Here is a 9,231-nt window from a genome sequence, read left to right on the forward strand (position 1 = left end):
CCCTGGCCGGCGAAGACGCCGGCCAGGCGATTGGCGAAGCCGAGGCTCATGCGAGCAGCGCCCGGTCCTCGGCGTACTCCTGCAGCGACCGGACTTCGAAGCCGTTGCGCACAGCCTCGATCGACGCGACCGCCGCGGTCAGTTCCGCGATGGTCGTGAACAGCGGCTTGTCCTCGGCAACGGCGGCGGCGCGGATCTCATACCCGTCCGCGCGGCCGCTGCGGCCGGACGGCGTGTTGATGACGATGTCGACCTCGTGCCGGTTGATCAGCTCCACGATCGACGGTTCACCCAACTCGGACTCTTCGCCCTCGCTGAACTTGCGGACCGTGCGGGCCGAGATGCCGTTGCGGTTGAGGATCTCCGCGGTGCCGACGGTGGCGAGGATGTCGTAGCCGAGTTCGGAGAGGCGGAGGATCGGGAGCACGATCGAGCGCTTGTCGCGGTCGGAGACCGAGACGAACACGGTGCCGGTGAGCGGAACGCCGCCGTACGCCGCCGTCTGACTCTTCGCGAAGGCGCGCGGGAAGTCCTTGTCGATTCCCATCACCTCACCGGTGGACCGCATCTCCGGGCCGAGGATGGAGTCGACGATCCGGCCGTCCTTGGTGCGGAACCGCTTGAACGGCAGCACGGCTTCCTTGACGGAGACCGGGGAATCCATCGGGATCCGTGACCCGTCCACCGGGGGCAGCAGACCGGATTCCTTGAGCTCCGCGATGGTTGCGCCGGTCATCACGAGGGATGCGGCCTTGGCCAGCGGGATCCCGAGCGCCTTGGAGACGAACGGCACAGTGCGGGAAGCCCGCGGATTCGCCTCGAGCACGTAGAGGATGCCTGCACCGATCGCGAACTGCACGTTCAGGAGTCCCTGGACGCCGATACCCGCGGCGATGGCGAGGGTCGCCTCACGGACCCGGTCGATCTGCGCACGGCCAAGAGAGATGGGCGGCAGCGTGCAGCTCGAGTCGCCGGAGTGGATGCCGGCCTCTTCGATGTGCTCCATCACGCCGCCGATGTACAGCTCGGTTCCGTCGTAGATGGCGTCGACGTCGATCTCGATGGCGTCGTCGAGGAACCGGTCGACCAGCAGCGGGTGCTGCGGGCCGATGATGCCCTGGTCCGCCGTCCGGAGGAAGTAGTCGCGAAGCGACGCGCTGTCGTAGACGATCTCCATGCCACGCCCGCCGAGCACGAAGCTCGGGCGGACGAGCACCGGATAGCCGATGTCCTCGGCGATGGTGACGGCGCCATGAACTTCGGTGGCCGTGCCGTTCTTCGGGGAGAGCAGGCCGGCGGCGTCCAGGATCTGCGAAAACTCCCCCCGCTCCTCGGCGAGGTTGATCGCCTCGGGCGTGGTGCCGAGGATCGGGATGCCTGCGGCCTTGAGCCCGGCGGCGAGCCCCAGCGCGGTCTGGCCGCCCAGCTGGACGACGACGCCGACGAGTTCGCCGGATGTGCTCTCGGCGTGGATCACCTCGAGAACGTCTTCGAGCGTCAGCGGCTCGAAGTAGAGCCGGTCGCTGGTGTCGTAGTCCGTCGAGACGGTCTCCGGGTTGCAGTTGATCATGATCGTTTCGAACCCGGCGTCGCGGAGCGCGAAGGAGGCGTGGACGCAGGAGTAGTCGAACTCGATGCCCTGCCCGATCCGGTTCGGTCCCGAGCCGAGGATGACGACCTTGCGGCGGTCGGACGGAGTGACCTCGGTCTCCTCGTCGTAGCTGGAGTAGTGGTACGGCGTGAGCGCCGGGAACTCCCCCGCGCAGGTGTCGACGGTTTTGAACACCGGGCGCACGTCGAGGATGTGACGCACTTCCCGCACCTCCGCCTCACCGAAACCACGCAACTGCCCGATCTGAACGTCCGAGAAACCGTGGTTCTTGGCGGTGGTGAGCACGTCGGTGTCGAGCCGGGCGGCATCCCGGATGTAGTCCGCCACCTCGTTGATCAGCACGATCTGGTCGAGGAACCACGGGTCGATTTTCGTGGCTTCGAACAGCTGCTCAGCCGTTGCGCCGAGGCGCAGGGCCTGCTGGACGACGACGATGCGGCCGTCGGTCGGCACCGCGGCGATCTCGAGAAGTTCCTCGATGGACCGGTTTTCCTCGCCCCAGTGGAAGCTCGAGCCGCGCTTTTCCAGCGAGCGCAGTGCCTTCTGGAGAGCTGTCGCGAAGTTACGCCCGATGGCCATCGCCTCACCGACCGACTTCATGGTGGTGGTGAGCGTGGCATCCGCCGCCGGGAACTTCTCGAACGCGAACCGCGGAACCTTGACAACGACGTAGTCGAGGGTCGGTTCGAAGCTCGCCGGCGTGACCTTCGTGATGTCGTTCGGAATCTCGTCGAGGTGATACCCGATGGCCAGTTTGGCGGCGATCTTCGCGATCGGGAAGCCCGTGGCCTTCGAGGCGAGGGCGCTCGAGCGGGAGACCCGGGGGTTCATCTCGATGACGATGATGCGGCCGTCTGCGGGGTCGATGGCGAACTGGATGTTGCAGCCGCCGGTGTCCACGCCGACGGCGCGGATGATGTCGATGCCGATGTCACGGAGTTTCTGGTACTCCCGGTCGGTCAACGTGAGCGCCGGAGCGACGGTGATCGAGTCACCGGTGTGCACGCCGACGGGGTCGACGTTCTCGATCGAGCAGACGACGACCGTGTTGTCGGCGGTGTCGCGCATGAGTTCGAGTTCGTATTCCTTCCAGCCGAGGATCGACTCCTCGAGGAGGACCTCGGTGGTGGGGCTCTGGTGCAACCCGTCGGTGACCATCCGGACAAGTTCGTCCCGGGTGTACGCGAACCCGGAGCCGAGCCCGCCCATCGTGAAGGACGGGCGAATGACGAGCGGGTAGCCGAGGTCCTCGGCGAAACCGATCGCTTCGTCGACGGTGTGCGCGATGTACGACTTTGCGACGTCAGCGCCGCACTCGATCACCAGGTCCTTGAAGATCTGGCGGTCTTCACCCCTGTTGATCGCCTCGAAGTTCGCCCCGATCAGTTCGACGTCGTACTTCTCCAGGATGCCGTGCTCGTGCAACTGGATCGCTGCGTTGAGGGCTGTCTGCCCACCCAGAGTGGGCAGGATGGCATCCGGTTTTTCCTTCGCGATGATCGTCTCGAGGACTTCCCACGTGATCGGTTCGATGTAGGTGGCGTCAGCGAAATCGGGGTCGGTCATGATCGTTGCCGGGTTCGAGTTCACGAGGATGACGCGGACGCCCTCTTCGCGGAGAACACGACAGGCCTGGGTGCCTGAGTAGTCGAATTCGGCCGCCTGGCCGATGACGATCGGGCCTGAGCCGATGACAAGGACGCTCTGGATGTCGTCGCGCTTGGGCATTAGTTGTTGTCTCCTGCTGAGTTGGACCGGTTCGAGATCACGAGGTCGCGGAACCGATCGAAGAGGTGGTTGGCGTCGTTGGGCCCGGCAGCTGCCTCGGGGTGGTACTGCACGCTGAAAGCGGGAATGTCGAGGCAGGCGAGCCCTTCGACGACCTGGTCGTTGAGGCTGTAGTGGCTGACGGTGACCCGGCCGAAGCCCTCCGGCGACTGGTGCTCGCCTTCGATCGGCAGGTCGACGGCGAAGCCGTGGTTCTGCGAGGTGATCTCGACCCTGCCTGTCGCCTTCTCCAGTACCGGCTGGTTGATGCCGCGGTGCCCGAACGGCAGTTTGTATGTGCCGAAGCCGAGCGCCCGGCCGAGCAGCTGGTTGCCGAAGCAGATCCCGAAGAACGGGACGTCTTTGCGGAGGACCTCACGCAGCAGGGTGACGTGGTCGTCGGATGCAGCGGGGTCGCCGGGGCCGTTGGAGAAGAACAGCGCGTCGGGCTTCAGCGACAGGACGTGTTCGGCGGTGACGTTCTGCGGCAGCACGAGCACGTCGAAGCCGCGCTCGGACAGGTACTTGACGGTGGAGGTTTTGATGCCGAGGTCGAGAACGGCGACACGGCCGACCCGATCACCGGTCGCCGGCACTTCGTATGGGTCGATGGTGGAAACGTCGTGCGAGAGGTTCCTGCCGGTCATCGGTGCACCCTGTCGCACCTGGTCCAGCTGGTCACCTTCGGAGAGTTCGAAGAACTCACCGGAGAAGATTCCCGCACGCATGGCGCCCTGCGACCGGATGTGGCGGGTCACGGCGCGAGTGTCGATGTTGCTGATTCCGACGACACCGCTCGACGTGAGGTCGTTGTCGAGGCTGTCTTCGGCGCGGAAGTTGGAGACGACGCGGGAGGGGTCGCGGACGACGAAGCCCGCAGCCCAGATTTGCTTCGACTCCATGTCTTCGTTGTTCACACCGGTGTTGCCGATGTGCGGCGCGGTCATCAGCACGATCTGTGCGGCGTACGACGGGTCGGTCAGAGTCTCCTGGTAGCCGGTCATGCCGGTGGCGAACACGGCTTCGCCGAGGGTTCTACCGGTGGCACCGTAGGCGCGGCCGACGTAGCGGTTGCCGTCCTCGAGGACGAGGACGGCTGGTGTCGCCGAGCCGAAAGGTGAGCTGCTCATTATTTCTCGCTCTCAGTGGAGGTTATGGAGTCCGTAGGCGCGGGCCGGGCCGGCGCGGGGATCAGGGACAGAAGGGTGGAAAGGACGCGGCTGTGCTGCGGCGGGTCGATCACCCGGAGGTAGCTGTCGACATCCGTCTCGCCTGAGCGCCAGGAGAGGGCGATCAGTCCGTCGGACTCGACCACCCGGTCGATGGTCCAGGTGGCCGGCTGCGCCGACCGGAGCTGGGCGGACGCGAGGAAGATCGGGTCCTGGCCCGGGACGGCGAGGACGACACCCTCGTCGGCGAGCGTCAGTTCGGCACGCGCACGGAACGCGAGCCCACGGATGGCGAGGCGTTCGAGCGGCAGCCCGGCTTTCGTCGTCGCGACGTAGAGCACGTCGGTGACGAGGATGGGGTGGATGCCGTCCGCCGGGAGCGACTGCCCGGCGGCCACGCCGGCATCACGTCGCGAGCGCGCCCGCCAGGCCAGCCACATACCGAGCAGCAGGAGGGCGAGCAATCCGAGGACGAGTGCCGCGGGGATCAGGCGGTCAGACATGAGCGGCCATCCTCTGCTCGGCGGCGGTGCGGGCGACTTCGTCGGCCGGGCGGAGTTGCCCGTCGAGGACGGTGGCGAAACCGGAGTGGAAGGTCGCGACCACGCGGCCCGGGAGGGTCCGGCCCAGGAACGGCGAGTTCACCCCTTTGCCGGCGAGGTCGGCGGTGCCGAAGTCGCGGCTGGCCGATGGGTCGTACAGCGTCACCTGGCCCGGGGCGCCGGCGACGAGGCCCTGACCGTGGCTGGTAATCCGTCCGATCCGCGCCGGCTCCGAGGAGAGCACGCGGGCGACGTCGGTCCAGTCCAGCTGGCCGGTCTCGACGACGGATGCGTGCACGACGCTCAGTGCGGACTCGAGGCCGACCATGCCGTTGGCGGCCGCATCCCACTCGCAATCCTTGTTCTCGACCGGGTGGGGTGCATGGTCGGTGGCGACGATGTCGATGGTGCCGTCGGCCAGCGCTTCGCGGAGCGCGAGGACGTCTTCCCGGCGGCGGAGCGGCGGGTTCACCTTGTAGCGGGCGTCGAAGCTGCGCACGAGTTCCTCGTCGAGAAGCAGGTGGTGCGGTGTCACCTCGGCGGTGACGCGGATGCCGCGGGCTTTCGCCCAGCGCAGGACGTCGACCGAACCTGCCGTGGAGACGTGGCAGATGTGAAGGCTCGAGCCGACGTGTTCGGCGAGCAGGACATCGCGGGCGATGATCGACTCTTCGGCGACCGCGGGCCAGCCGGTGAGGCCGAGTTCACCGGAGACGGCGCCTTCGTTCATCTGCGCGCCGACGGTGAGGCGCGGCTCCTGGGCGTGCTGCGCGATCACCCCGTCGAACGACTTGACGTATTCGAGGGCACGGCGCATGAGCACCGGGTCCCAGACGCAGGCGCCGTCGTCGGAGAACACCCGGACCCGGGCGCGGGAGGATGCCATGGCGCCGAGCTCGGCGAGCCGAACGCCTTCGAGGCCGACGGTGACGGCGCCGATCGGCTGCACCGTCGCGTAGCCGGCCTGTTCGCCGAGCGAAAGTTCCTGTTCGACGACCCCGGCGGTGTCGGCGACCGGTGAGGTGTTCGCCATGGCGAAGACAGCGGTGAAGCCGCCGACCGCGGCCGCCTGGGTGCCGGTGAGCACCGTTTCGCTCTGCTCGTAACCGGGTTCACGGAGGTGGGTGTGCAGGTCGACGAGGCCGGGCAGCGCGAGCAGGCCATCGGCGTCGATGCGATCGGCGCCGGCGGCGGAGAGCCCGGTGCCGAGCTCGGCGATGCGGCCGTCCCTGAGCACCAGGTCAGTTCGCGTTCCGTCCGGTAAGGAGGCGCCGGAAATCAGGTAGGTGTTCGTCATTTCTTAGTTCTCCCGATCGCCGGAAAGCAGCAGGTACAGTGCGGCCATTCGCACGGAAACCCCGTTGGTGACTTGCTCGCGCACGGTGGACATGGGCGAATCGGCGGCAGCAGCGGAAATTTCGAGGCCCCGGTTCATGGGTCCGGGGTGCATGACAATGGTAGCCGGGTCCAACCTGTGCAGCCGCCCGTCGTCGAGCCCCCAGCGTCTCGAATACTCGCGGCTGTTGGGGAAGAAGGCGTCGCGCATCCGTTCGCCCTGGATGCGGAGCATCATCACGACGTCCGGACCTGCGGCCAGTGCGTCGTCGAGGTCGTAGCCGATGGTCACCGGCCAGGCCCGGGTGTCGACCGGGACGAGGGTCGGCGGGGCGACGAGGGTGACCGTGGCGCCGAGGGTGGTGAGCAGCCACACGTTCGACCGGGCCACTCGGGAGTGAAGGATGTCGCCGACGATTGTGACGGCGAGGCCGTCGAGGCTTTTGCCGCGGGAAGCGGCGCCGTGCACGCGTTTGCGGATGGTGAAGGCGTCGAGCAGCGCCTGGGTGGGGTGTTCGTGGGTTCCGTCGCCGGCGTTGAGGATGCCGGCGTCGATCCAGCCGCTCGTCGCGAGGGTCTGCGGGGCACCGGACGCGGGGTGGCGGATGACGACGGCATCCGCTCCCATCGCCTGCAGTGTCTGGGCGGTGTCCTTGAGGCTCTCCCCCTTGGAGACGCTTGATCCTTTGGCGCTGAAGTTGATGACATCCGCTGACAGGCGTTTCGCTGCGGCCTCGAACGAGATCCGCGTGCGGGTGGAGTCCTCGAAGAAGAGGTTGACGACGGTTTTGCCGCGGAGGGTGGGCAGCTTCTTCACTTCGCGCTGCTGGGTGTCGGCCATGTCCTCGGCGACGTCGAGCAGCTGGACGGCGGCGGCGGAGTCGAGGTCGCGGGTGGAGAGCAGGTGACGCATCAGCGGGCCGCCGAATCGATCGAGACGAGGTCGGCGCCGTCGATCTCAGCGAGCCGCACGTTGATCCGTTCGGTCTGGGCGCTGGGGAGGTTCTTGCCGACGAAGTCCGGGCGGATCGGAAGTTCGCGGTGACCCCGGTCGACGAGGGCGGCGAGGCGCACGGCGCGGGGGCGGCCGATGTCGTTGAGGGCGTCGAGGGCGGCACGGATGGTGCGGCCGGAGTACAGCACGTCATCGACGAGGATCACGGTTCGGCCGTCGATGCCGGTTGCCGGGATGCGAGTGGGCGCGGGCGTGCGGGTCGGATGCTTCGCGAGGTCGTCCCGGTACATGGTCACGTCGAGCGATCCCGCTTCCATCGGCGTACCGGTGATCTCGGAGATGATCGCGGCGATCCGGTCGGCGAGGAGCACCCCGCGGGTGGGGATCCCGAGGAGGACGAGGTCGTCTGCGCCTCGATTGGACTCAAGAATCTCGTGTGAGATTCGGGTCAACGCTCGGGCGATGTCAGCCTGCTGAAGTACGACGCGCGGACTCATGTGCTGACTCCCTTCTCCGTCTCTCTGGACGGCTTTAAAGGTTGTCGGTTTCTTCGAGCCTAGCAGCCGGGCCGGGTCGCTTCCGCCGTGTCCGCCCGACCGCAAATCAGGACATCGCACAGTTATCAGGACCAAATCGGTGCAACGGTCCTGATAACCGTGTGATCACCTGCCAATCGTGCGCCGCGGCATCCGTCACCGGCCGCTCCGGGAAGGACTTCCCGGCGCCCGGCGTTACAGGACGGTGTGACTCCCGACTCCCCCACCCCCGAACCCGCGCAAGCCGACGTCGTCGTGATCGGCGCTGGGCAGGCCGGGCTCTCCGCCGCTTACCACCTGCAACGGCGCGGCTTCGTGCCCGCCGCCGGCGCTGACGAGGCGACGGATGCCCGCACCTACGCCGTTCTGGACGCCGAGGACGGGCCCGGCGGCGCGTGGCGGCACCGTTGGAAGAGCCTCGTGATGGCGACCGTCAACGGGATCAGCGACCTCCCTGGCATCCCGAAACCGGACGTCGACCCCGCCCAGCCCAGCTCAGAGTTCCTGACCGGGTATTTCGGCGGCTACGAGCGTGAGCTCGGCCTCGCCATCGTCCGGCCGGTCCGGGTGACCGGCGTGCACCGCGAGGATGAGGATCCGTACGGGCGCCTGCGGGTGGATTCGGATGCCGGCAGCTGGTCGGCGCGCGCCGTGATCAACGCCACAGGAACGTGGACCCGCCCGTTCTGGCCGCTGTACCCGGGCCAGTCGACGTTCCGCGGACGCCAGTTGCACGTGGCCGATTACGTGTCGCGGGACGAGTTCGCGGGCAAGCACGTCGTCGTGGTCGGCGGTGGGATTTCTGCCGTCCAGCTGCTCGATGAGATCTCTGCGGTGGCGACGACGTCCTGGTTCACCCGGCGGGAACCCGTCTGGCGGGATGCCGAGTTCGACAGCAGTGCCGGCTCCGCCGCGGTCGCTCTCGTCGAGGACCGGGTCCGGCAGGGCCTGCCGCCGCAGAGCGTCGTCTCCGTCACCGGTCTGATCTGGACCCCAGCGCTGCGGGCGGCGGCGTCCCGCGGTGTGCTGGAGCGGCATCCGATGTTCACCGCGATCGAACCGGACGGCGTCCGCCTCACCGACGGGTCCTTTCAGCGGGCGGATGTTCTCCTCTGGGCTACCGGGTTCCGGGCAGCACTCGACCACCTCTCCCCCCTGCACCTGCGGATGCCAGGCGGCGGCATCGTCATGGACGGCACGGCCGTTGCATCCGATCGTCGCGTGCACCTCGTCGGTTACGGCCCGTCGTCCTCGACGATCGGTGCGAACCGGGCAGGCCGGGCAGCGGTCGCCGGCATCGTGAAGAGGCTCGACG

7 protein-coding genes are annotated in these 9,231 nt (G+C 67.5%); 1 reads left to right on the top strand and 6 read right to left on the bottom strand.

The genetic code is table 11. The features are described from left to right. Nucleotides 1-46 precede the first annotated feature (46 nt). The 6 genes from carB to pyrR are packed head-to-tail and all read right to left on the bottom strand — an operon-like array spanning nucleotide 47 to nucleotide 7,877. Nucleotides 47-3,340 carry a carbamoyl-phosphate synthase large subunit gene (gene carB / locus ACLQ62_RS15860; RefSeq protein ID WP_411722595.1) on the bottom strand — a complete coding sequence of 1,098 codons (3,294 nt, stop codon included), beginning with the start codon at nucleotides 3,338-3,340 and terminating at the stop codon, nucleotides 47-49. After that, nucleotides 3,340-4,509 carry a glutamine-hydrolyzing carbamoyl-phosphate synthase small subunit gene (carA, locus tag ACLQ62_RS15865; protein ID WP_411722596.1) on the bottom strand — a complete coding sequence of 390 codons (1,170 nt, stop codon included), beginning with the start codon at nucleotides 4,507-4,509 and terminating at the stop codon, nucleotides 3,340-3,342. Before carA ends, carB begins: the two co-directional genes overlap by 1 nt. After that, complete coding sequence (locus ACLQ62_RS15870; protein WP_411722597.1) at nucleotides 4,509-5,051, bottom strand: hypothetical protein; 543 nt, start codon at nucleotides 5,049-5,051, stop codon at nucleotides 4,509-4,511. Before ACLQ62_RS15870 ends, carA begins: the two co-directional genes overlap by 1 nt. Continuing rightward, nucleotides 5,044-6,387, bottom strand: coding sequence for a dihydroorotase (locus tag ACLQ62_RS15875; RefSeq protein ID WP_411722598.1), 1,344 nt, complete (start codon nucleotides 6,385-6,387; stop codon nucleotides 5,044-5,046). The genes ACLQ62_RS15870 and ACLQ62_RS15875 overlap by 8 nt, the downstream gene beginning before the upstream one ends. 3 nt (nucleotides 6,388-6,390) lie before the next feature. Further along, on the bottom strand, nucleotides 6,391-7,338 hold the full coding sequence (locus tag ACLQ62_RS15880) for an aspartate carbamoyltransferase catalytic subunit (protein ID WP_411722599.1): 948 nt from the start codon (nucleotides 7,336-7,338) through the stop codon (nucleotides 6,391-6,393). After that, nucleotides 7,338-7,877, bottom strand: a complete 540-nt coding sequence (pyrR, locus tag ACLQ62_RS15885; protein WP_411722600.1) for a bifunctional pyr operon transcriptional regulator/uracil phosphoribosyltransferase PyrR — start codon at nucleotides 7,875-7,877, stop codon at nucleotides 7,338-7,340. Before pyrR ends, ACLQ62_RS15880 begins: the two co-directional genes overlap by 1 nt. A gap of 246 nt (nucleotides 7,878-8,123) precedes the next feature. Between pyrR and ACLQ62_RS15890 the strand changes: the two genes are divergently transcribed. Beyond that, a partial coding sequence (locus ACLQ62_RS15890; RefSeq protein ID WP_411722601.1) for an FAD-dependent oxidoreductase occupies nucleotides 8,124-9,231 on the top strand: 1,108 nt, incomplete at its 3' end.

Origin of the sequence: Mycetocola sp., from assembly GCF_046716805.1 — a bacterium.
In the GTDB taxonomy this organism is placed as follows: Bacteria; Actinomycetota; Actinomycetes; order Actinomycetales; family Microbacteriaceae; genus Mycetocola_A.